General features: G+C 70.6%; 21 protein-coding genes. 7 read left to right on the plus strand and 14 right to left on the minus strand.

Annotation, left to right across the window (positions count from 1 at the left end; all coding sequences use genetic code 11):
• Together AVS7_RS10035 and AVS7_RS10040 are read right to left on the minus strand one after the other, a co-directional pair.
• The coding region (locus AVS7_RS10035) for a CocE/NonD family hydrolase (RefSeq protein ID WP_020230477.1) at positions 1 to 1,664 on the minus strand (1,664 nt) is incomplete at its 3' end.
• A gap of 3 nt (positions 1,665 to 1,667) precedes the next feature.
• Positions 1,668 to 2,645, minus strand: a complete 978-nt coding sequence (locus tag AVS7_RS10040) for a tripartite tricarboxylate transporter substrate binding protein (protein WP_020230478.1) — start codon at positions 2,643 to 2,645, stop codon at positions 1,668 to 1,670.
• A 186-nt stretch (positions 2,646 to 2,831) separates the two neighbouring features.
• Between AVS7_RS10040 and AVS7_RS10045 the strand changes: the two genes are divergently transcribed.
• Positions 2,832 to 3,797, plus strand: coding sequence for a LysR family transcriptional regulator (locus tag AVS7_RS10045; RefSeq protein ID WP_020230479.1), 966 nt, complete (start codon positions 2,832 to 2,834; stop codon positions 3,795 to 3,797).
• On the opposite strand, the gene AVS7_RS10050 is transcribed toward AVS7_RS10045, so the two are convergent.
• Positions 3,754 to 4,257, minus strand: a complete 504-nt coding sequence (locus AVS7_RS10050; protein WP_020230480.1) for an NUDIX hydrolase — start codon at positions 4,255 to 4,257, stop codon at positions 3,754 to 3,756. The genes AVS7_RS10045 and AVS7_RS10050 overlap by 44 nt on opposite strands.
• Before the next feature lie 149 nt (positions 4,258 to 4,406).
• Between AVS7_RS10050 and AVS7_RS10055 the strand changes: the two genes are divergently transcribed.
• The 6 genes from AVS7_RS10055 (at position 4,407) to AVS7_RS10080 (ending at position 11,455) form a co-directional block, all read left to right on the plus strand.
• On the plus strand, positions 4,407 to 6,491 hold the full coding sequence (locus AVS7_RS10055; RefSeq protein ID WP_024001292.1) for a ligand-gated channel protein: 2,085 nt from the start codon (positions 4,407 to 4,409) through the stop codon (positions 6,489 to 6,491).
• A gap of 4 nt (positions 6,492 to 6,495) precedes the next feature.
• A complete protein-coding gene (locus tag AVS7_RS10060) occupies positions 6,496 to 7,392 on the plus strand; it encodes an ABC transporter substrate-binding protein (RefSeq protein WP_020230482.1) in 897 nt (298 codons plus the stop codon).
• A 138-nt stretch (positions 7,393 to 7,530) separates the two neighbouring features.
• On the plus strand, positions 7,531 to 7,902 hold the full coding sequence (locus AVS7_RS10065) for a hypothetical protein (RefSeq protein WP_020230483.1): 372 nt from the start codon (positions 7,531 to 7,533) through the stop codon (positions 7,900 to 7,902).
• A gap of 79 nt (positions 7,903 to 7,981) precedes the next feature.
• Entirely contained in the window at positions 7,982 to 10,006 is a 2,025-nt protein-coding gene (locus AVS7_RS10070) for a TonB-dependent copper receptor (protein WP_020230484.1), read from the plus strand.
• 110 nt (positions 10,007 to 10,116) lie between these two features.
• The gene (locus AVS7_RS10075; protein WP_024001293.1) at positions 10,117 to 10,527 is read left to right on the plus strand and encodes a PaaI family thioesterase; all 411 of its coding nucleotides are present in this window, start codon (positions 10,117 to 10,119) and stop codon (positions 10,525 to 10,527) included.
• Positions 10,528 to 10,576: 49 nt separating this feature from the next.
• On the plus strand, positions 10,577 to 11,455 hold the full coding sequence (locus AVS7_RS10080; protein WP_020230486.1) for an IclR family transcriptional regulator C-terminal domain-containing protein: 879 nt from the start codon (positions 10,577 to 10,579) through the stop codon (positions 11,453 to 11,455).
• A 27-nt stretch (positions 11,456 to 11,482) separates the two neighbouring features.
• Here AVS7_RS10080 and AVS7_RS10085 read toward each other — a convergent pair whose 3' ends face one another.
• The 11 genes from AVS7_RS10085 to AVS7_RS10135 form a co-directional block, all read right to left on the minus strand.
• Positions 11,483 to 12,454 (minus strand): tripartite tricarboxylate transporter substrate binding protein, encoded by a 972-nt coding sequence (locus AVS7_RS10085; protein ID WP_020230487.1) that lies wholly within the window; start codon positions 12,452 to 12,454, stop codon positions 11,483 to 11,485.
• Between the two features lie 30 nt (positions 12,455 to 12,484).
• Positions 12,485 to 13,675 carry a CaiB/BaiF CoA-transferase family protein gene (locus AVS7_RS10090; RefSeq protein WP_034691606.1) on the minus strand — a complete coding sequence of 397 codons (1,191 nt, stop codon included), beginning with the start codon at positions 13,673 to 13,675 and terminating at the stop codon, positions 12,485 to 12,487.
• 5 nt (positions 13,676 to 13,680) lie between these two features.
• Entirely contained in the window at positions 13,681 to 14,820 is a 1,140-nt protein-coding gene (locus AVS7_RS10095; protein WP_020230489.1) for a MaoC family dehydratase N-terminal domain-containing protein, read from the minus strand.
• 39 nt (positions 14,821 to 14,859) lie between these two features.
• Positions 14,860 to 16,410 (minus strand): acyl-CoA synthetase, encoded by a 1,551-nt coding sequence (locus tag AVS7_RS10100; protein WP_020230490.1) that lies wholly within the window; start codon positions 16,408 to 16,410, stop codon positions 14,860 to 14,862.
• 187 nt (positions 16,411 to 16,597) lie between these two features.
• Positions 16,598 to 17,083, minus strand: a complete 486-nt coding sequence (locus AVS7_RS10105; RefSeq protein ID WP_020230491.1) for a GNAT family N-acetyltransferase — start codon at positions 17,081 to 17,083, stop codon at positions 16,598 to 16,600.
• Positions 17,080 to 17,787: a riboflavin synthase gene (locus tag AVS7_RS10110; protein WP_020230492.1), complete on the minus strand. Its 708-nt coding sequence runs from the start codon at positions 17,785 to 17,787 to the stop codon at positions 17,080 to 17,082. Before AVS7_RS10110 ends, AVS7_RS10105 begins: the two co-directional genes overlap by 4 nt.
• Positions 17,788 to 17,834: 47 nt before the next feature.
• Complete coding sequence (locus AVS7_RS10115) at positions 17,835 to 18,680, minus strand: enoyl-CoA hydratase/isomerase family protein (RefSeq protein WP_020230493.1); 846 nt, start codon at positions 18,678 to 18,680, stop codon at positions 17,835 to 17,837.
• Entirely contained in the window at positions 18,677 to 19,768 is a 1,092-nt protein-coding gene (locus tag AVS7_RS10120) for a nitronate monooxygenase family protein (protein WP_020230494.1), read from the minus strand. Before AVS7_RS10120 ends, AVS7_RS10115 begins: the two co-directional genes overlap by 4 nt.
• 1 nt (position 19,769) lies before the next feature.
• Positions 19,770 to 20,741 carry a tripartite tricarboxylate transporter substrate binding protein gene (locus tag AVS7_RS10125; protein WP_020230495.1) on the minus strand — a complete coding sequence of 324 codons (972 nt, stop codon included), beginning with the start codon at positions 20,739 to 20,741 and terminating at the stop codon, positions 19,770 to 19,772.
• 26 nt (positions 20,742 to 20,767) lie between these two features.
• Entirely contained in the window at positions 20,768 to 21,922 is a 1,155-nt protein-coding gene (locus AVS7_RS10130) for an acyl-CoA dehydrogenase family protein (RefSeq protein WP_020230496.1), read from the minus strand.
• 18 nt (positions 21,923 to 21,940) lie between these two features.
• The gene (locus tag AVS7_RS10135; RefSeq protein WP_020230497.1) at positions 21,941 to 22,750 is read right to left on the minus strand and encodes an IclR family transcriptional regulator; all 810 of its coding nucleotides are present in this window, start codon (positions 22,748 to 22,750) and stop codon (positions 21,941 to 21,943) included.
• Positions 22,751 to 22,871 lie beyond the last annotated feature (121 nt).

The following is a 22,871-nucleotide window of genomic DNA, read 5'->3' on the forward strand; positions in this document are numbered from 1 at the left end:
ATCTGCACGGCTTCCATCTCCCCGGGCACCATGCGCCGCGCGCTGGCGCGCGAGAAGTCGCGGAAGGGCCACGCGGTGCGGTAGCGCTCGGGCGCCTCGCGCGTGGCGCGGTGGGCCAGGCGCAGGCAGCCTTCGGTGATGTAGACCAGATTGCCGCCCTCTTCCAGCTCGGACAGGTAGGCGAACAGGGCCCCGTCGCCCTCGCTGCAGGCCACGTTCAGCTCCAGCAGCGGGTGCCCCGCCAGCTCCATGTCGTGCGGCAGCGGGTCGGAGAGGAAGGAGCACATCTGCGCCTCGTGCGCGGCCCAGTCCTGGTAGTAGTCCACGGTGGCCTGCGCGGCCAGCCGCTCGAAGCGCGTGTGGCGCCCGCTGGACACGGCGAACCGGGTCTGGAACTGGGCGGTCTGCGCCTCCTGCGGCGCCTGCGGGCCCAGCGCGCCGCCCGGCTGCAGGTGCCACTGCGTGGGCGCGGCGGCCGGCGGCCACTGGGCGCTGCCGCGCCATGCCTCGGCATGGGTGCAGAAGTAGTGCACGGGCTGCTCGGCCTGCAGCCCCGTGTCCAGCCCCGCCAGGTGGTGGTCGAAGAAGCGCAGCACCTCGGACAGGATGGAGAACTGCGGCGCGCTGGCCCCGGGCGTGCGCCAGGGCGATCCGTTGGTGCGCGCGCCGTGGTCCCACGGCCCCAGCAGCAGGCGGTCGTGCGGGCCCCGCAGCGTGAGGAAGCGGGAGACGGAGCCGTGCACGAAGGCGCTGCCGTCGTACCAGCCCGAGACGGAGTACACCGCCACCTTGCCGGCCACGTCCTTCAGGTACCAGTAGGGGCTGCAAGCGCCGCTGTGCAGCGCGGGGTCGTGCAGGCAGCCTTCTTCGCGGAACGCCATCTCGGGCGCCATGTCGCGCAGCAGGAAGCTGTCCTGGTGCTCCTCGATGGCCTGCCGCACCAGCGCGCCCTGCGGGTCGTCGTCCACGGGCGCGGGGCCGGCGTAGCGCGGGTCGCTGAAGTAGGCGTAGGCCTTGAGCGCGTCGCGCCGGTCCCAGTCCAGCGCGCGGATGAGGTCGTCGTAGTGCGCGGTGACGGTCTTGCAGGCGATCCCGCCGGGGAACACGTGGTCGCTGTAGGTGTCGGACACCGCGAACAGCGGCGCGATGGCCTTGACCGCCGGGTGCCCCGTGCTGCCCAGGAAGCACGAGGCCGCGCCCAGGTAGGAAATGCCGGTGGCGCCGATGCTGCCGTTGCACCAGGGCTGCTGCGCGATCCATTGCGCCAGCGCCAGGTAGTCGCCGCGCTCGGTGGGCGAGCGGAACGCATCGCGCCGCCCGAAGCTGGCGCCACTGCCGCGCACGTCCATCACGACCAGCGCGTAGCCCCGGGGCACGAAGAAGTCGCGGTAGAGCGCGATGTTGGGCGCAGGCTCGGCACCCGGCGCGCTCACCTGGAAGCGCCGGTAGTACGGCGTCATGACGGCGATCACCGGGAACGAGGCGGGCGGCGCGTCGGCGCCGCTGCCCTCGGGCAGGTACCAGTCCAGCGCCAGACGGCAGCCGTCGGGCATCGTCAGGTACTGCGAGCGCGGCGCGCCCGTCACCCAGCGCGCGGGGCGCCGCCCGGCGTATTCGCCCGGCGGCACCACCCAGGCCTGGCCGTTCGTGTCGTGGTCGGACATGGGTCAATCCAGGCTGATGTTGAGGGACTTGATCAGCTCGCCCCAGACCTTGGCCTCCTGCACGGCACGCGCCTTGATCTGCTCGCTGGTGCCGGGGATGGGAAACAGGAACTGCTCGTTCAGCCGCCGCTTGTTCGTCTCGTCGTCCAGGAAGGCCATCACGGCGCCAGAGAGCTTCCTGACCACGTCGGCCGGCAGGCCCGCCGGTCCCACCAGCGCGTACCAGCCGGGCAGCGCGGGCATCTGCGGCGCCAGCTCCTTGACCAGCGGAATCGCGGGCATGCGGCTGGAGCGGCTGTCGCCCGACTGCGCGAGCGCGACCACGGTACCGGCCTCGTACTGCGGCAGGGCGGTGACCGTGGTGACGCACATCAGGTCGGTCTCGCCGGAGACGACGGACATCAGCGCCGGGCCGGAGCCCTTGTAGGGAATGTGGCGCAGGTCCAGCTTCAGGTCGCGGGCGATCTTCTCCATGTACAGGTGCGTGGAATTGCCCAGGCCGCCGCTGGCGTAGGTCAGCCGCCCGGGTTCCGCCTGGGCCTTCTTCACGAAGTCCGCCCAGCTGCGGATGCCGCTTTGCTTGCTGGCGACCACCATGAAGCTCGCATCCGCGACGGGCGCGATGTAGGTGAAGTCGTTGAGCGCGTCGTACGGCACCTTCTTGTAGAGGTGCTGGTTGAAACTCGCCACGGAAACGCTGGTGAGGAAAATGGAATATCCGTCGGGCTTTTCCTTGGCGACGATGGACGATGCCAAAATGCCATTGGCACCCGGCTTGTTATCCACGACCACCGACGCATTCAGGTGTTTCGAGAGAAAATCCGCGAGCTGGCGGCCCGTGGCATCCGCGCCCGAGCCCGGCCCCTGCGGGATCACCAGCCGGATGGGGCGCGACGGATAGTCCTGTGCCCAGGCCTGGTGCACCCCGGCGGCGGCCGCGAGCATGACGAGCGCGCGGCGCTGAATCCCCTTGTTCTCCATATTCCTTGCCTTTATCAAAATGATTCGCACATAACCGCCGCACGGTATTCGCCCGGAATTTAGAAATACCCATCACGAAAATACTTGCCGCGGCTCCGGCCGCAGCCGGAGACATATGGCCCATTATTTCCACTGTCCCTGCGCGGGGCCACTGAAATTAATTGCTGCTGGTATTAGGTTTTGCTCATGAGCGATCTGGCGGACGGATTCACCTGGGCGCGCCGGCTCAAGGTGCGGCACCTGGAGTCGCTGCTGGTGCTGGAGCAGGCCGGCACCCTGACCGAGGCCGCCGTGCGGCTGCACATGACGCAGTCGGCCATGTCGCACTGGCTGGCCGAGATGGAAAGCCTGGTCGGCGCGCCGCTGGTGGTGCGCGGCGGGCGCCGGCTGGAGCTGACGCCCGCGGGCCAGCTGATGAAGCGGCTGGCGATCAGCGTGCTGGGCGACGTGTCCCGCGCGGGCCAGGCGCTGAACGCCTCCGCCCGGGGCAAGACCACGCGCCTGCACGTGGGCAGCGTGTGGTCCGGCGTGGCGCGGGTGCTGCCCATGGCGGTCACGCATTTCCAGCGCCTGCACCCGGAGGTGTCCGTCACCGTGACCGAGCAGCCCGTGGGAACGCTGCTGGAGCGCCTGGCGCGCCGGGAGCTGGACGTGGTGCTCGGCACCATCGACGCGCGCACCTACCACTCGGGCCTGCAGTACGAGACCCTCTTCGAGGACGACATCTGCGTGGTCGTCGGCCGGGGTAGCCCGCTCTGGGGCGACACCTGCCTGCACCCGCTGGGCTCGCTGGTGCACGAGCAGTGGATCGTGCCGCCCAAGGGCACGACCATGCGCGGCCAGTGGGACTCGGCCCTGATCGACGCGGGCGCCCCCTGGCTGCAGCCCAAGGTGGAGACCGCCGCCATCACCACGCTGCTGACGCTGCTGCACAGCGGCAACTACATCGGCGTGTGCTCGGAAGAGATGACGCGCTACCAGTCGGCGCACGCGATGGTGCACAAGGTGGCCATCGACCGCGTGATCCGGTTCGGCGCGGTGGGCGTCGTCTGGAACAAGGACCTGTACTCGGAAACCATCGAGGCCTTCGTCCAGATCGCCCGGGAGATCAGCCGCCCCGGTGGGACCGGGCTGGCGGCTGCAGCACGCTAGCGTCGGTGTGGATCAGCGCCAGCGGCGCGCGCCGGCCGGCCAGGTAATCCAGGGTGCACTGCAGCACCAGCGGGCTGCGGTGGCGGTCGGCGCTGGCGCGCAGCTCGGCCAGCGTCATCCACACGGTGCGCACGATGCCGTCGTCCAGGCCGCGCCAGGCGTGGTGCGCACCCACCTGGCCGGTGAACGCGAAGCGCAGGTAGGTGATGTCGTCGCCCGTGCGCGTGCGGGTGAAGCGGTTCAGGTACACGCCCACCAGCGCCGTGGGCTCGAAGTCGTAGGCCGTCTCCTCCAGCACCTCGCGCGCGCAGGCGGCGATGGGCGATTCGCCCGGGTCCAGGTGCCCCGCGGGGTTGTTCAGGCGCAGGCCGTCGGCGGTGTCTTCCTCCACGAGCAGGAAGCGGCCCTCGCGTTCGACGATGGCGGCCACGGTGACGTTGGGTTTCCAGCGGTTGGGCATGGCGGCGATTATCGCCAGCCCCGGTGACGGCCGCTTTCCCGATTTTACAAAACTATAATGAGAATGATTCGCAACATTAAATTCACAACAGCGCGAACGCCTGCGCGGCCCTGCGGCCGCCCGTGATTCTTCTTTCGAGGGCTTTTTCCATGCAATCCATTGCTACCGCCGTGGCGGTGCGCGGCACCGCCGCGCGCGCCATTTCCTTCTCCAACGACGCCCGCGCACCGCGCCCGCGCGCGCTCGCCCTGTCCCTGGCGGCCGCGGGCCTGCTGGCCGCCGGCGCCGCGCAGGCCCAGGCCGAGGCCACGCTGAACGCCGTGGTGGTGACCGCCTCCGGTTTCGAGCAGGCGGTGGAGGACGCGCCCGCCTCGATCACCGTGATTCCGCGCGCCGAGCTGGAGAAGAAGACCTACAAGGACGTGACCGACGCGCTCAAGGACGTGCCCGGCGTGGTCGTCACGGGCGGCGGCAGCTCCAGCGACATCAGCATCCGCGGCATGGCGTCCGCCTACACCATGCTGCTGGTGGACGGCCGCCGGCAGAACTCGCGCGAGACGCGCCCCAACAGCGACGGCCCCGGCATCGAGCAGGGCTGGCTGCCGCCGATCGAGGCGATCGAGCGCATCGAGGTGGTGCGCGGGCCGATGTCCTCGCTCTACGGCTCCGACGCGATGGGCGGCGTGGTGAACATCATCACGCGCAAGGTGCCCCAGGCGTGGACGGGCTCGGTGCGGCTGGAGACGCAGCAGCAGGAGGCGTCGAAATCGGGCGACATCTACCAGACCAACTTCTTCCTGGGCGGCCCGGTCCAGACAGACCTGCTGGGCCTGCAGGTCTACGGCCAGAAGTCGCGCCGCAACGAGGACAGGTTCCTCAACGGCTTCAACGAGCAGGACACGACCTCGGGCACCGTCAAGCTGAGCCTGACGCCCGACAAAGACCACGACATCACGTTCGAACTGGGCCGCACGCTGCAGGACCGCATCTCCACGCCCGGCAAGAGCATGGCGCTGGAGACCTGCCGCAGCGGGCGCTGCACGCCCAACACCGCGTCGGCCAGCGGCTACGACAAGACGCTCTACAGCCTCTCGCACGTGGGCCGCTGGGCCGTGGGTACGTCCAACACCTACCTGCAGCAGGAGGAGGTGGACAACCCCGGCCGCAGCATGAACATCAAAAACACCGAGTTCAACAGCCAGATCACGATGCCGCTGGGCAACCACCTGACGACGCTGGGCATCTCGTACAAGAACGAGAAGCTCGGCGACAAGGGCAACCAGCTCGTCACCGCCAACCCCATCGACATGCTGGAGCGCTACCAGTGGGCGCTGTTCGCCGAGAACGAGTGGAGCATGACCGAGCGCTTCGCGCTCACCGCCGGCCTACGCCTGAACCGCGACGAGAACTACGGCACGCACTGGACGCCACGCCTGTACGGCGTGTGGAAGGCCACCGACCAGCTCAGCGTCAAGGGCGGCGTTTCCACCGGCTTCAAGGCGCCCAGCCTGCGCGCAGCCGTGGCCGACTGGGGCCAGATCACCGGCGGCGGGGGCGACCCGGCCGTGATCGTAGGCAACCCCAACCTCAAGCCCGAGAAGAGCACCAGCCAGGAGATCGGCGTGGTCTGGGACAACCGGCGCGACCTCAGCGCCAGCCTGACGGTGTTCAACACCGACTTCAAGGACAAGATCACCGAACAGCGCCGCTGCGTGGACTCGGGCAGCAACGGCGCCAGCATCTCGGCGGGCAACTGCACCATCGACGGCACGGCCTACAAGTTCATCAGCGACCGCATCAACGTGGACGAGGCCAACATGCGCGGCATCGAGGCCACGACGACCTGGAGCGCCACCGACGCCCTGCGCCTGGCCGCCAACTACACCTACACGCACTCCGAGCAAAAGAGCGGCGCCTTCCAGGGCCAGCCGCTTAACAAGATGCCCAGGCACATGCTCAACGCCACGGCCGACTGGCGCGCCACGGCGCAGATGAATGTGTGGAGCCGCGCGAACTTCCGCGGCAAGACCTCCGACTACCTGAGCCGCACCTCCATGGCCAAGGGCACGCCCTCGTTCACCTTCGTGGACGTGGGCCTGAACTACGACTTCTCCAAGCAGGTCAAGCTCGGCGCGGGCATCTACAACCTGCTCGACAAGCACGTGACCGACGAGTCCTACGGCGCCGTGTACGACGGCCGCCGCTACTGGGTCAGCCTGACCGTGGGGTTCTGACGCGATGCGCCCCGCCCTCCTCACCCGCCGCGCCTTCGCCCTGGGCGCGCCGCTGCTGCTGGGCGCGGGCGGCGCGCAGGCCGCCACGCCCCGCCGCGCGGTGGTCTACGACCTGGGCGCGCTGGACATCTTCCACGCCCTGGGCCTGCCCGTGGCGGGCGTGCCCCGGGCGCAGCTGCCCGCCTACCTCGCGGGCTATGCGGCCCGCGCCGAGCCCGCCGGCAGCCTGTTCGAGCCCGACTACGACGCGCTGAGCCGCCTGCGGCCCGACCTCGTCATCGTCGGCGGACGCTCGGCCGCGCGCCGCGACACGCTCGCGAAGATCGCGCCCACGCTGGACATGAGCGTGCGCCCGCAACACCTCGTGGAAGACGTGTCGCGCAACATCGACGCCATCGCCCGCCTCTACGGCAGGCAGGTCCAGGGCCGCGCGCTGGTGCGCAGGATCGAGGCCGAGGCCGCCGCGCTGCGCCAGCAGGCCGCGCGCGCCGCGCCGGGCCTGCTGCTCCTGCAGATCAACCAGATCCTCGTGCCGCAAGCGCCGGGCGGGCGCTTCGGCTTCCTGTTCGATGCGCTGGGCGCACGCTCGGCCATCGCCGCCCAGGACGTGCCGCCGCGCGGCACGCCCTACACCTTCGACGACATGGCCCGGCTCGACCCCGCGTGGATCTACGTGATCGACCGCAACACCGCCACCGGCCAGGCCGCGGGCGGCGGCGCCATCGTGCCCGCGCAGCAGGTGTTCGACCACCCGCAGGTCAAGGCCACGCGCGCGGGCCGCAAGGGACAGCTGGTGTTCCTCGACCCCAAGGGCTGGTACCTGATGGGCAGCAGCGGGCCGACGGCGCTGCTGAACAACATCGCGCAGCTGCGGCAGGCGTACACGGCCGCGGGACTTTGAAGGAAGCTCCCGAAAACATAGCTGCTTGCGCTTGTTCCTCCATGATTTCCATGTGATTTGATCCTGGATCAAAGGAATAACAAGCGCGAGCAGCTCCTCTTTTGGAAGCGCCGCCGTTTCCGGCGAGAATCCACGCCCATGCTGGAACGCCTGCGCCACCGCCGCCACCTGGGCACCGCCGTGCTCGCGGCGTTCGTGCTGGCCTGGCTCGCGGCGCTGTTCGCGGGCGTGCCCACCCGTATGGCGCTGGCGCAGCTCCAGCCCGCCGACGTGTGCGCCACCGCGCCGCACACCGGGCACGACGCCCCGGCCGCCGAGCACGCCCACCACCTCGACCCCGGCTGTCTGCTGTGCGTGGCGCTCGCCACGCCGCCCGCCCTGCGGCTCGCGGCCGCGCGTCCACCCGCGCCGCCGGCGCACCTGGCGCGCCCCAGCCCCGCCGCGCCCCTACCTGCCTGGCGCGCCCAGGCCCCGCTGCCCGCGCGCGGGCCGCCCTCCCTCCACGCCTGACGGTTCCTCCCCGCGCCCAGTGCGGCGCGGTTCCCTTGTGCTTGCCTGAACGCAGCCGCGTTCGGGCGTGGATGCTTTCATGACCCCTACCCTCTCGCATGCGGGCGCGCGCGCCTGCCCTACCCTCTGCGCACTGCTGCTGGCCGGCCCCGCGCTGGCCCTTGATAACGCATTGCCCGATGTCGTCGTCACCGCCGTGCACGACCACTCGCCCGTCCACGTCGTGGCCGACCCCAAGCAGCCGCGCCAGCCCGTGCCGGCCAGCGACGCGGCCGACTATCTCAAGACCATTCCCGGCTTCTCGGCCATCCGCAGCGGCGGCTCCAACAGCGACCCGGTGTTCCGCGGCCAGTTCGGCTCGCGCCTGCCGCTGCTCACCAACGGCGCGCAGATGCTGGGCGCCTGCCCCGCGCGCATGGATGCGCCCAGCTCCTATATCTCGCCGGACACCTTCGACGCGCTCACCGTCGTTAAGGGGCCGCAGACCGTCGTCTGGGGGCCGGGGGCTTCGGCCGGCGTGGTGCGCTTCGACCGCGAGCGGCCCGACTTCAGCGAGGGCAACGTGCGCTTCAGCGCCAGCCTGCTCGGCGCCAGCGCCGGCCGCAACGACCAGACCGCCGACCTGCAGGCCGGCAGCGACCGCATGTACGTGCGCGCCACGGCCAACCACTCCCACAGCCAGGACTACCGTGACGGCCAGGGCCGCCGCGTGCCCTCGGCCTGGGACAAGTGGAACACCGACGTGGCCCTGGGCTTCACGCCCGACGCCCACACCCTGCTGGAGCTGAGCGCCGGCGCCGGCGACGGCCAGGCCCGCTACGGCGGCCGGGGCATGGACGGCAGCCAGTTCCGCCGCGACAGCTGGGGCCTGCGCTTCGAGCAGCACCACATCACGCCCTGGCTCGCCAAGCTGGAGGCGCAGCTCTACCGCAACGAGGCCGACCACGTGATGGACAACTTCACGCTGCGCACCCCGCCCGCCACCGGCATGATGGCCGGCGGCATGGCCAGCAACGTGCGGCGCACGACCACCGGGGGGCGCGTGGCCGCCACCTTGCAGCCGGCCGAGGCGCTGTCGCTGGTGGCGGGGCTGGACTTCCTGCGCAGCCCGCACGACAAGCGCAGCGGCACGCCCAGCCAGCCCTACGGCGCCCAGCCCTGGCAGCGCGACGCGAAGTTCTCCGGCCTGGGCGCGTTCGCCGAACTGGCCTGGCAGGCGCGCGAGGACACGCGCTGGGCCGGCGGCCTGCGCCTGGACCGAGCCGAGGCCTGGCGCTACGCTGCCGGCGGCGGCATGGGCGGCATGGCCCCGATGGCGACGGCCGAGCACCGCGCGCGCCACGCCCTGCCCGGCGGCTTCGTGCGCTGGGAGCGCACGCTGGCACCGCAAGGCGCCTCCGTCTACGCGGGCCTGGGGCACGTGCAGCGCTTCCCCGACTACTGGGAACTGATCTCCCCCACCAACAGCGCCGCCGCCTTCGCCACGCTGCAGCCCGAGAAGACCACGCAGCTCGACGTGGGCGCGCGCTGGCAGGGCGAGGGCTGGCAGCTCTGGGGCTCGGCCTACCTGGGGCAGGTGCGGGACTACATCCTGTTCGACTACCAGGGCATGGCCGGCGCGCGGGTGCGCAACGTGGATGCGCGCACCGCCGGGCTGGAGCTGGGCGGCAGCCGGCGCCTGGACGCGGCCTGGACGCTGCAAGGCACGCTGGCCTACGCCTGGGGCCGCAACAGCACCGACGGCCGCCCGCTGCCGCAGATGCCCCCGCTCGAAGCCCGCCTGGGCCTGGACTACGCGCAGGGCCCCTGGAGCGCAGGCGCGCTGTGGCGCGTGGCCGCCGCGCAGCGCCGCCATGCCGACGGCCAGGGCAACGTGGTGGGCCAGGACCTGGGCGCCAGCGCCGGCTTCGGCGTGTTCTCGCTCAACGCGGGCTACCGCGTGAACCAGCGCCTCAAGCTCGCGGCCGGTGTGGACAACCTGTTCGACAAGACCTATGCCGAGCACCTGAACCTGGCGGGCAACGCCGGCTTCGGCTACCCCGGCAGCGTGCGCATCCACGAGCCCGGGCGCACGCTCTGGCTGCGCGCGGACGTGGCGTTCTAGGCCCGCGCCGCCGGGGCCGGGCTGTGCAATGAGCTTTTGTATATATACAAAATTATTTCATTGATACACTCGTTGCACACCCGGAAGCCATCCCGCCACGGAGCACGGAAATGACCCCTGAGGAGCTTGTCCAACAGCACTGGAAACGGCGCGAGCTGCCGGGCTTCATGGGCCGGGCGGGCCCCCTGTGGACACGGCGCGACGGCGACGCATGGACCTACGCCCTCCTCGCGGAGGAAGCCCACCTCAACCCCGCCGGCGTGGTGCACGGCGGCGCCCTGGCCACCCTGATGGACCACGCCATCAGCAGCGTGGCCTGGGAGGCCTGCGCCCGCCAGCCCTGCCTGACGCTGCAGCTCGACACGCACTTCATCGGCCCGGTGCGCGCGGGCCAGCTGGCGCAGGCGCGCGCGCAGGTGGTGCGGCGCACCGGCACGCTGGTGTTCATGCGCGGCGAGGTGGCGGTGGAAGGCAGCCCCGTACTCGCCGCGCAGGCCCTCATGAAGGTGCTGGCGCCGTGACGGGCCGCACCCGCGCTCTAAGATGGGCGGTGTCCCGCCGCCCCGGGCCATGACGGCCGCCACCGCCAGCTGGCTGGGGCCCCTGGGGCGGCTCCACTCTCCCAGCTCCGCCATGCCCGCAAAGAAACAGGCCAAGACCACCGACAAGAGCCCCGCGGCCGGCCGCACGGTGCGCGTGCGCCCCGTGCCCGCCGTCAGCCGCTCCATCGCCATCCTGCGGCTGCTGGGCCGCGTCGGCCAGCCCCTGGGCGTGAAGGCCATCGCCGACGAACTGGCGCTGGTGCCGAGTACCTGCCTGCACATCCTGCGCGTGCTGGTGGCCGAGGAGCTGGTCACCTGGGACGCGGCCACCAAGCGCTACGCGCTGGGCAACGGCATGATCAGCCTGGCGCGCAGCGTGCTGGACCGCAGCGGCTTCCCGCAGCTCATCCAGCCCGCGCTCGACCGGCTGGCCGGGCGCTTCGGCGTCACGGCCATGGGCGTGGAGGTGGCGGCCAAGGGATCGGCGGTGGTGCTGGCGCTGTCGCACTCGAACCAGCCGTTCCGCGTGCACACGGACGTGGGCAGCCGCTTCGACACGCTGGTCAGCGCCACGGGCCGGCTCATCGCGGCGCACGGCGGCGACAGCGCGGCGGAGCTGCGCAAGCGCTTCGCGCAGATCCCCTGGGACAAGGCGCCGCGCTTCGAGGCCTGGAAGAAGGAAGTGGAGCTGGCCCGCACGCAGGGCTTCAGCGTCGACCGGGACAATTTCATGGCCGGCCTGACGGTGGTCGCCGTGCCCGTCTTCGTGGCGGGCGGGCGGCTCGCCTATACCGTGGTGGTGGTGGGCCTGAGCAGCCAGCTCACCACCGTGGCCACCGACCTGCTGGCGCAGGAGATGATGCGCGAGGCGCGGGAGATTTCCGGACTGCTGGTGGAAGGGGGCTGACGGGCGGGAGCCGCCCGCCGGGCGCGGTCAATCCGCGCGGATGCCCGCGGCCTGGATCAGCGGCCCCCACTTCCTGCGCTCGGCGCGCGCGAACTCGGCGAGCTGCGCCGGCGTGCCCCCTGCGGGCTCGAAGCCCAGCTCCAGCAGCTTCTGGCGCGTCTCCGGCCGCGCCAGCGCCTTGTTGAGCGCGGCGTTCAGGGCGGCGACCACGACGGGCGGCGTGCCCTTGGGCGCGTAGAGCGCATTCCAGGCGATCACCTCGAAGCCCTCGATGCCCTGCTCCGCGACCGGCCTGGCGCCCGGCACCAGGCCGCTGGGCTGGGCCGAGGTGACGCCGATGGCCTTCACCTTGCCCGCGGCCAGGTGGGGGCGCAGGGCCGTGGGCGTGTCCACGATCACGGGCAGCTGGCCGCCGAGCACGTCGGTCATGGCGTTGCCCGAGCCCTTGTAGGGCACGCCGAACAGGGCCACGCCGGTGCGCTCCTTGAGCAGCTCCACCACCAGGCGCGCCGTGGTGCTGGGCATGGCGATGTCGGCCGAGCCGGGCTTGCGCTTGACGGCCTCCAGCAGCCCCGCCGCCGAGGCGAAGGGCACGCCGCTGTTGACCGCCACGACCATGGGGAACGTGCCCACCAGGCCGATGGGCTCGAAGTCCTTCTCCGCGTCGAAAGGCACCTTGGCATAGAGGAACTGGTTGAGCACGTGGGTGGCGTTGGTGCCCATGGTGAGCGTGTAGCCGTCGGGCGGGGCCAGGGCCGCGATTTCGGTACCGAGGTTGCCGCCCGCGCCGGGGCGGTTGTCGATCACGAAGGCCTGGCCGAGGTCCTTGGCCATCAGGTCGGCGATGTAGCGGGTGGCGATGTCCGTGCCCTGGCCCGCCGCATACGCGACGACGACCTTGACGGGCTTGGCGGGATAGGCCTGAGGGCCCTGGGCATGGATGGGCGTGCCGGCGAGAACGCAGAGGGCGGCCGCGCATGAAGCGACGAACTGGCGCATGGTTTTTGTCTCCTGGGTCGTTATCTTGAATCAATGGGCGGGCAGGGGCACCGCGCCGCTGGCGTGCAGGGCCTCGCGCTGCGGGTCCGTGAAGCCCAGCTCGCCCAGCACCTCGCCCGCGTGCTGGGCGAAGGCGGGGGGCGGGGCGCCCGGCGCTCCGGGCGTTCCGGCCAGGCGCATGGGTGCGCGCAGGCCGGTGTAGCTGCCGGCGCGCACGAGCATCTGCCGGTGCGCGCAGTGCGGGTGCGCCAGCGCCTGTGGCACCGAGAGGACGGGCCCGGCGGGCACGCCCGAGCGCATCAGCGCATCGCACAGCGGGCCGCAGTCGCGCCCGGCGATGGCCGCCTCGATGGCCGCGCGCAGCGCCGCGCGGTGCGCCAGCCGCGCGGTGTTGGAGGCGAAGCGTGCGTCGGCAAGCAAGGCCTCCAGGCCCACATGGCTGCAGAAGCGCCGGAACTGCCCGTCGTTGAGGATGCCGATGAACAGCTCGCCATCGCGCGCGCGGAACTTGTCGTAGGGCGCGATGTTGGGGTGCGCGCTGCCCAGCAGCGCTGGGCTTTGCTGCGAGGCGAACCAGTTCGACGCGTGCGGCAGCAGCAGGCTCAGCGCCGTGTCGTACAGCGTGGCCTCGACGCGCTGGCCCCGCCCGCTGAGCCCGCGCGCGAGCAGCGCCATGAGGATCGCCGACAGGGCCACGTAGCCGGTGAGATGGTCCACCACCGGGATGCCCACGCGGGTCGCGCCCGTGGCGGCATCGCCGTTGATGCTCATCACCCCGCACAGGGCCTGCAGCACGGCGTCGTAGCCGGGCAGGCCGCCGAGCGGCCCGTCGGCACCGAAACCGGTCACGCTGCAGTAGACGAGGCGCGGGTAGGCCGCAGCCAGCGCCTGCTCGTAGCCCAGGCCCCAGCGCTCCATGGTGCCGGGCAGGAAGTTCTCGATGAGCACGTCGGCGTCGGCCAGCAGCCGGTGCAGCACCTCCTGCCCGCCGGGCGTGGACAGATCCAGGCTGATGGAGCGCTTGCCCCGGTTGAGCGCCGAGAAGTAGGCCGCGTGGCCGTCCAGGTCGAACGGCGGGCCGAGCTGGCGGGTCTCGTCCCCGCCGGGCGGCTCCACCTTGACGACCCGCGCGCCATGGTCGGCCAGCATCTGGGTACACAGCGGGCCCGCGAGCACGCGGGTCAGGTCCACCACTTTCAGGCCGTGCAGCGCGGCGTTCATGGCCATTAGCCGCGCGAGGGCAGGACGACCACGCCGCCGCCCACGACCGACAGTTCGTCGTCCTGGTTGCGCGCCTCCTGCTCGATCTCGACCATGTGCTGGCCGTTTTCGATGAACTTGCGCTTCACCCGGCCCTTGATGAACAGCATGTCGCCCTCGGGGTTGTGGCGGCGGATCTTGCAGCTCGCCTTGTGCAGGAAGCCCGTGTCGCCCATCCAGTTGGTCAGGTGGTGCGTGAGCCACGAGGTGCGCTCCGGGCCGTAGTCGTAGGCGCCGGGCGCGCCGACTTCGAGCGCGAAGTCTTCCTCCCAGTGCACGCGCTCGGGGCAGTCCGGGATGCCGAAGCGGTTCTTGATGCCCACGCCCGGGTGCTGGTCGATGAGCTTCCACGCAAGCTTGTTGGCGCGGATGTACAGGCCACCCCAGCCTTGCGCATAGGCGATGAAGCCGGTCACCGTCATCGGGCCCTTGAACATGGTGGGCAGCTCTTCGCCTTCCTTCACGTCCTCCCAGTAGCGCGGCGTGGCGCCGCGGATTTCCTCGTTGCGGTAGAGCTTGTAGGCCTCGCCCAGCTCCTCGTCGGTGTAGCGGCGCGGCTCGCGCGCGCGCACCTCCTGGTACTTGGTGCCCTGCTCGCGCGCATGGTCGCGCTCGGTGCGGAAGCACCAGCTGTCGGCCTCAGCCACCTTGTCGCCGGTCTGGTTGAAGAAGTCCACGTGGTAGATCTGCTGCACGGCGCGGCCGGCAAAGCGGGTCTGGTGCTCGATCAGATCCTTCAGATGCGCCTCGGTGTGGATCGCGTCGTTGCGGCGGATGGGCTTGTGCCACGTCCAGTCCGCGCCCGACCACATGGCGTGCACGCCCGGCAGGCCGCCCACGTAGCCCGAGACGATGCGGCTGGTGGAGAACAGGAAGCTCGGCAGCGCCACGATGCCGCCGTAGTGCGTCTTGGCCGCGTAGTCCGGGTCGCACCACAGCGGGTTGTCGTCGCCAATGCCGTGGGCGTAGTGGCGGATGTTGTCGCGCGTGGCCTCGTAGCACCAGGGCTCGACGGTGTTGCCGATCTTCTGGCCGATGCGCTCGCGCAGTTCGTCAAGGCCGCTTTCCGTGATCTTGGGGAAGCTGCGCTGGGTGGTGGTGGACATGCTTGTCTCCTGTAGGGGTGGATGGGTGAACGAAATGGGTCAGTGCGCGGCGGCGGCCTCGCGCTCGCGCAGCACCTTACGGTGCACCTTGCCGGCGGGGGTCTTGGGAAGTTCCGGCACGAAGGCCACGTGGCGCGGGTATTCGTGCTGGCTGAGCTTGGTGCGCACGAGGTCCTGGATCTCCTGCACGAAGGCATCGCCGGGCACGCGGCCGGAAACGACGAAGGCCTTGACGACCTGGCCGCGCACGTCGTCGGGCACGCCGATGGCGGCGGCTTCGAGCACGTCGGCGTGCAGGAGGATGGCGTTCTCGATCTCCACCGCGCTCATGGTCCAGCCGGCGGAGATGATCACGTCGTCGGCGCGGCCCGCGTGGTAGTAGTAGCCGTCGTCATCGACGCGGCCCAGGTCCTTGGTCGGTATCCATGCGCCCTTGCGCTGCACCATGAGCTGGCCCGTGGCGCCCGGCGGGCAGGGCCGGCCCTCGGCGTCGTGCACCTCGATGCGCGTGCCCGGCACGGGCTTGCCGAGCGAGCCGCGCTTGACGGGGAAATCGGGCGCGCCGGGGTAGCTGACCAGCACCACGCCGATCTCGGTGGTGCCGTACATGCTGCAGACTTCCAGGCCGAAGGTGCGGCGCACAAAGTCGGCCGTATCGTCGTCGATGGGCTCGCCGGTGAACGAGAGTTTGTCGAAGCAGTATTGGTAATCACCGGCCTTGCCGCAGTTCTTCATCATGCGGTAGTGCGTGGCGGCGGCCGACATGTTGGTGAAACGGTGCTTCGACAGCGCCTGCAGTAGCCGCTCGGGGTGGAAGCGCCCGCTGTACGCGCCCACGGTGAGCCCCATGCCCAGCGGCGCCAGCGTGCCGTGCCACAGGCCGTGCCCCCAGGCGGGCGACGAGGGGCAGAAGAAGCGGTCGCCCGGCCGCAGGCCCGTGCCGTAGAGCGCCGCCACCGTGAGCGTGACCAGCGCCTTGTGCGTGTGCTTCACGGCATCGGGCAGCTCGCGCGTGGTGCCCGAGGTGTACTGGAACACCGCCAGATCGTCAGCCCGCGTCTGCACCGCGTAGTGCGCGGGCAGCGCCTGCAGGCCGGCGTGGAAGGCATCGCCGTAGACCAGCACCGGCACCTGCGTCACCGCGGCGGCGACGGGCTGCTTCTCGGCGTTCGTGACCATCAGCGCGGGCTGACAGTCATCGACGCGCAGGCGGATGCCGTCGGGGCCGAACAGCGTGAACAGCGGCACGGCGATCGCGCCGCGCTTGATGACGCCGAACATCGCCGTGTAGAAGGCGCGCGAGGGGTCGAGCATGATCGCCACGCGCTGCCCCGGCTGAATGCCGCGCTGCTCCAGCCAGTGCGCGAAGCGCGACGAATCCTCGGCCAGTTCGCGGTAGGTGATGACCTCGTCGGTGCCGTCCGCGTGGGCCACTACCAGCGCGTCGCGGCCGCTATCAGCATGCCGGTCCACGCATTCGTGGGCGATGTTCAGGCGCTCGCGGTCGCCGTCGAAAAGCTCCCAGAGTTTCTCGGCCGAGAAATGCGCCTGGGCGTCCGCATAGCTCTGGTAATCGGTGAGTCGGGGCATGGGGTGCGTGTCTCCTTTGAGGTGCACCCAGTTTCGGAATCCGCCGAATAATTGTCAAATACAACTTCTTATTGTCTATAGACAATCATCATTCGCGCGCTATTGTTCCTTCCATGGCACGGAGAATTTGAATCAAATCGGCCTCCAGCACTTATGCAGCAAGCGCAAGCAGCTACTATTTCAGTAGCTACATCGCCATGTAGACGGCGTCCGAGCCATAGCCCACGAGGCGCTGCCGCTGCGCCGTGTCGTGCAGCGCCCAGGGTGCATAGCCGTGGCGCGCCCAGTAGCCCTGCGCACCCTGCACGGCCACCAGGGCGCTGTGGCGCAGGCCCTCGCTGCGCGCACCGTGCAGCAGCGGCGCGAGCAATGCACGTGCGATGCCCTGGCCCGCGCATGCGGGCAGTACGGCCATGTCGTGCACGTAGAGCGTGTCGGGCGCATCCACGGCCTCGAAGTCGCCGTGCAGCGGCGTGACCTTGCCGAGCAGCGAGCGGTAGGCCGCAAGATAGCCCACGATGCGGCCGCCCTGCTCCGCCGCCAGCGAGCAGTTCGCGGGGCTGGCCAGCCGGCGTGCGAAGACCTCGGCGCTCTCGACGAAGCCCTCGCCGTAGCAGGCGCGCTGCACCGCCAGCAGGCCCGGCAGGTCGCGCGGCTCAAGGGTTCGGATCAAGGCTTGGGCAACGGCAGCGGCTGCACGAAGTCGTCGAGCGACAGGCCCTTTTCCTTCAGCAGCGCCTCCAGCACGGGCTGCAGGCGCCCCAGGCTTTCCTGCACGGCCTCGCGCACCGTATCGACCACCACCTGGGTGCTGCGCTCGATCTCGATGTTGAGCGCATCGCCCACCTGCTTGCCCTCGAACACCGTGGCGCGGCGCGTCTCGGGGATCAGCCAGACCTCGAACCAGCCCTCGGCACGGTCCACCTCGGCCACCGTGAGGCTCGCACCGTGGATGGCGATGTAGCCCTTGGCGAAGACGTAGCGGCGAAACGGCTCGGGCACGGCCACGCGCCAGACGAGGTTGTTGTCGAACTCGCGGCGTTGGACGAGCGTGCCGGTGAAATCGATGTGGCCCGACAGCGGGTGGCCGCCGATCTCCGCGCCATCCTTGGCCGCGCGCTCTACGTTCACGCGGTCGCCCTCGCGCAAGCGGCCCAGCGTGGTGATGTTCAGGCTCTGCTGCATCACGTCGAACACGGCCTGCGTGGGCGAGAGGATCTCGGCCACCGTGAGGCACACGCCGTCCGTGGACACGCTGGCGCCGATGGCGAGGTCTTCGCAGAAGCCCTCGGGAAAGTCGATGGTGAACGTGCGCAGGCCCGCGCGGTCGGTGATGGCGGCGATGCCCGCCGTGGCTTGGACGATGCCTGTGAACATGGCTGGATGGGGAGGAGACGAGGCCCCGGGATTCTGCCACCCGCGGATCAGGACGCCGCGGCATCCTCCGGCGCCAGCCCGTCCCGGTCCCAGTCGTAGCGCAGCGGCTGGCGGGCGGTGAAGCGCATCACCGCGTCCGCGTGGTAGGCCGATGCCATGGCGATGGCCTGGGACTGCGCCTCCATGGCCGACACCGCGGCGTAGCCGTTCTCGAAGCTGCCCAGCAGGATGGCCTTGCTCATGGCCAGCGCCTCCGCGGGCGCCTGCAGGAACTGCGCGGCCATGCGCTGCCCCGCTTCGGCCAGCGACGAAGGCGGGACGACCGCGTGCACGATGCCCAGCCGGTGCGCCTCCCGCGCGCCGAGCGTGCGTCCGGTGAGCAGGAGGTCGCGCGCGGCGGCCAGCCCCACCACGCGCGGCAGCAGGTGGTGGGCGCCGAAGTCCGGCACGGCGCCCACGCGCGCGAACGACATGCAGAACCGCGCCGCATCGCTGGCCAGCACGAAATCGGCATGCAGGGCCAGGCTGAAGCCTGCGCCCACGGCGGGCCCGTCGACCTCGGCGATGACCACGGCGCGCAGCGCCAGCAGCCTGCGCAGCCACACCGAGGCCGCGGCGATGCGCCGGCGGGTCGCGGCGGCGGCGTCCGGCCCGGGCTCCAGCACGCGCTGCTTCATCTCCGCCAGGTCGCCGCCGGCGCAGAAGCTGCCGCCCGCGCCACGCAAGCGCAGCACGCGGACGCTGTCGTCGGCCTCCACCCGGTCGAGCATGTCGGCATAGTCCTGGCGAAGTTCCGAGGACAGCGGGTTTCTCGCCTCCGGGCGGTTGTGCACCAGCTCGGCGATGCCGCCGTGGACCGTGAGCACGGAGGCCCGCAAGGCGTGGACCGTCATGCGACGAAGCCGTTCAGGCGCTGCCAGGCCGCCTGCATCTCGGACACCAGCTGCGCCATCTGCGCGGCCACCGTGGTTTCGTTCCGGATGCCGAAGACGCTCTGGCCCGCCGCCTCGTAGATCAGCGCGGCATCGCCGTGCTCGTGGATGGAGGCGAACACGTCGCCGGTCAGCGCCTGCTGGTAGGGCATGCCCAGCGGCGCGGGCGCCTGGGGCTCCTCCCAGGCATCGATCCACGCGCTGCGCACCACGCGGCAGGGCTTGCCGCTGTGGGCGCGCGAGATCACCGTGTCGTCGCTGCCGCTGTCGATCAGGCGCTGCAGCAGCGCGGGAGGCGTGTGGTTCTCGCGCGCGGCCATCCACAGCGTGCCCAGCCATGCGCCCTGCGCGCCCGCGCCGATGCAGCCCAGCACCTGGGCGCCCGTGGCGATGCCGCCCGCAGCCAGCACCGGCCGGCCCTGCGTTGCCTCCACGATCTGCGGCAGCAGCGACAGCGTGCCGATCGGCCCCGTGTGCCCGCCCGCGTCGTAGCCCTGCGCCACGAGCACGTCCACGCCCATGTCCAGCGCCTTGCGCGCATGCCGCACGTTCCCCACGAGCGACATGGTCAGCTTGCCGCGCTGGCGCGCCTGCGCGATGAGCCCGGCGCGCAGGCCGATGGCCGTGACCACCGCGCGGGCGTTCGATGCCAGCACGGCGTCGATCTGCGCCTGGAACAGCGCCTCGGAGCGCGCATGGGTGGTGAAGAAGCTCGGCGCGCGGGGCGGCTGGACGGCGAAGCGCGCGCGCAGGCCCTCCACGAACGCCACGTGTTCGGGCGGCAGCGCTGCCTTCAGGTCGCTCGGGTCGGCCTGCGCGGGCACCTTGGCGGGCAGCATGAGGTCGATGCCGTAGGGCCGCCCGCCCAGGCGGCGTTCCACGTCTTCGACGATGCCTGGGATCTGCCCGGGTGCATCGCGCCCGAGCCCCAGCACCGGAAAACCTCCCGCCTCGGCGATAGCGACCACCACGTCGGGCTCGTGCGAGAAGCCGAAGATCGGGTGCCGGATGCCCAGGGTGCCGCAGATGGGGGTGCGCAGCGATGGCACGTCAATTCGCCTCGATGCCGGCTTGCTTGATGACCTTTGCCCACTTGTCGTACTCCTTCGCGACGAAGGCATCGAACTGCGCGGGGGTCTGCAGCGCCAGCTCCATGCCCAGCGAGGCGAACTTGGCCTGCACCTCCGGCTGGGCCACCACCCGCTCGACATCCGCCGCCAGCTTCTGCAGCACCGGCGCGGGTGTGCTGGCGGGCGCCACCAGGCCGAACCAGGTGCCGACCTCGTAGTTGGGCAGGTTGGCCGATTCGGCCACCGTCGGCAGGTCCGGTATCGCGCTCGCGCGCTTGGCCGTGGTGACGGCCAGCGCGCGCAGCTTGCCGGTCTTCACGTGCGGCATGGCGAGCGCCGCGGTCAGCGGCATCATGGCCACGCGGCCGCCCAGCAGGTCGTTGAGTGCGTCCGTCTGTCCCTTGTAGGGCACGTGGGTCAGCTTGATGTGGGCCTCCTGCGCCAGCAGCTCGCCCGACAAGTGGTTGGAGGTGCCCAGGCCGGCCGTCGCATAGGTCAGCGGCGGATCGCTTTTCTTGGCCAGCTCCACCAGCTGCGCCATGGTGGTGGCCTGCACGCTGGGGTGCACCACGACCACGTTGGGCACGATGCCGAAGCCGGCGATCGCCTTGAAGTCGCGCACGGGGTTCCAGCTCACCTTCTGCAGGCTGGGGCCCACGGCGTGGCTCGGGCTCACGAGCAGCAGGGTGTAGCCGTCGGCCGGGGCCTTGGCCACGAAGTCGGTGCCGATGGCGCCGCCCGCGCCGGTCTTGTTCTCCACGATGAACGGCTGGCCGTTCATCGTGGAGAGCTTGTCCCCGACCAGGCGTGCTACCGAGTCCACGATGCCGCCGGCGGAGAACGGCACGATGATGCGCACGGGCTTGTTCGGATACGGCGCTTGCGCATGGGTCGCGGCCAGCGGGGCCGCGGCGAGGACGGCCGCGCAGGCCAGCGGGATGAACTTCTTCATGGTTGTCTCCTGAGTAGTGATGAGGGTCAAGCGGCCGCGGCGGCCAGGGTGCGTTTGGCGATGTTGGTCAGGTGGATCTGGCTGGTGCCTTCGTACAGGCGGAACAGGCGCACGTCGCGGTAGAAGCGCTCGGCCACGTTGTCGGCGATGTAGCCGCCGCCGCCGAAGAGCTGCACCGCGCGGTCGGCGACGCGGCCGCACATTTCCGAGGCGAACAGCTTGCACATGGAGGCTTCCATGGTCACGTCGATGCCGTCGTCGCGCTTGCGCGCGGTTTCCAGCACCAGCGCGCGCGCGGCGTGCACCTCGGTGTTGCTCTCGGCGATCATCTGCTGCACCAGCTGGAACTCGCCCACGGGCTGGCCGAACTGCCTGCGCGTCTGCGCGCGGCGCACCATTTCGTCCACCAGCCGTATCGCGGGGCCCACGCACAGGCCGGCCAGATTGATGCGCTGCTTGTTGAGGGCCTTCATCGCGGTCTTGAAGCCCTGCCCGGCCACGCCGCCGACGATGGCGCTTTCGTGCACCCGCACCTGGTCCAGTACCACCTCGCCCACGGGCGAGCCGTGCTGGCCCATCTTGCGGTAGGCCGCCGGCGTGCTCAGGCCGGGCGCGCCCCGCTCCACCAGGAAGGCCGTGACACCGCGCGCGCCCTTGGACTGCGGGTCGGTGCGCGCGAACACCGTGAACAGGTTGGCGATGGGCGCGTTGGTGATGAAGCACTTGCGCCCGGTGATCACGTAGTGGTCGCCATCGCGCACCGCCAGGGTCTGCAGCGCCGTGGCGTCCGATCCCGCGTCGGGCTCGGTCAGGGCGAAGCAGCCGGTCACCTCGCCGCTGGCCAGCAGCGGCAGGTAGCGGCGCTTCTGCTCGGGCGTGCCATCCACCACCAGCGACTCGGACGCGATGCCCGTGTTGCCGCCGAAGCGCGCGCGGAAGGTGGTGGCGACCTGCGAGACCTCGATGTTCACCATCGCCAGTTCTTCCGTGGTGAGTCCGGCGCCGCCGTACTCCTCGGGGATGCTGTGCCCGAACAAGCCCAGCTCGCGCATGCGCTGCACCACGGGTTCGGGGATCTCGTCCGTCGCGTCCACTTGCGCCTCGATGGGCAGGCATTCGGTGCGCAGGAACGTGCGGATTTCCTGGAGCATGGCTTCCAGTTGCTTGGCGTCTCTGATCATGGTTTTCCTCGTAAGTGACTAGCGCAGCCCTTGGGCGATTTCGAGCTGATGAACGGCTTCCTTGAGCAGCGGCGCCACTTCCCGGCTCAGCCGCTCGCGCGGCGCCCGGTGCGCGGTGATCGTGCAGTTGAGCGCCAGCGGGGAGTCGCCCAACGTGCTGCGCACGGGCACCGCGATGGCGTGGATTTCCTTGCGCCAGTCGCCCTTCGAATGGCAGTAGCCGTGCGCGGCGAACCGCTTCCTGTCGGCCTCCCAGAGCGGCCGGTACTGCTCGAACTCCGCGCGGTTCTTCACCTTCAGGAAGTTCAGGATGGCCGTCTGCTCCGCGGCCGCACACCCCAGGATGAGCGCGCGCCCCATGGCGCAGGGCAGCAGCGGGCGGGTGGTGCCGATGTCCGGCAGGTGCTGGTTGGTGGAGTCCGCGCGCACGGAGTCGATGTAGACGAGCTGGTCTCGGTCACGCACGCCCAGGTTGACGGTGCAGCCCGTCGTGCGCGCCAGCGACTCCATGAGCGGCTTGGCCAACTGGCGCACCTGCATGCTCGCGAGCAGGGGGTGCGCGAGCGACAGCACGCCCGGCCCCAGGCGGTATTTCTGCCCGTGGGCATCGCGGCTCAGGTAGCCCAGCAGGGTGAGCGTGTACGTCAGCCGGGAGACCGTGGGCTTGGGCAGGCCGGTGCGGTCCGCGATCTCCCGGTTGCCCAGCAACGGCGTGGCGGCCGTGAAGGCGCGCAGCACCTCCAGGCCGCGCGCCAGGTTCATCGAGAACTGGCGGTCGGCGGAGAGATCGTGCGGGTTGACGAGCCCGGGGAGGGGGATGGATTTCACGGTGCGAGTGTGCGATCAGGAGGCACCATGATTCGGCGCGGCTCCGCGAGCGTCAACAGGATCGCGCCCCATGTTTCGCTGTGCAAACCATGGTCTTGCCGGGCCCGGTGCGGGCTGGCAC

This window comes from Acidovorax sp. MR-S7 (assembly GCF_000400995.2).
In the GTDB taxonomy this organism is placed as follows: Bacteria; Pseudomonadota; Gammaproteobacteria; order Burkholderiales; family Burkholderiaceae_C; genus MR-S7.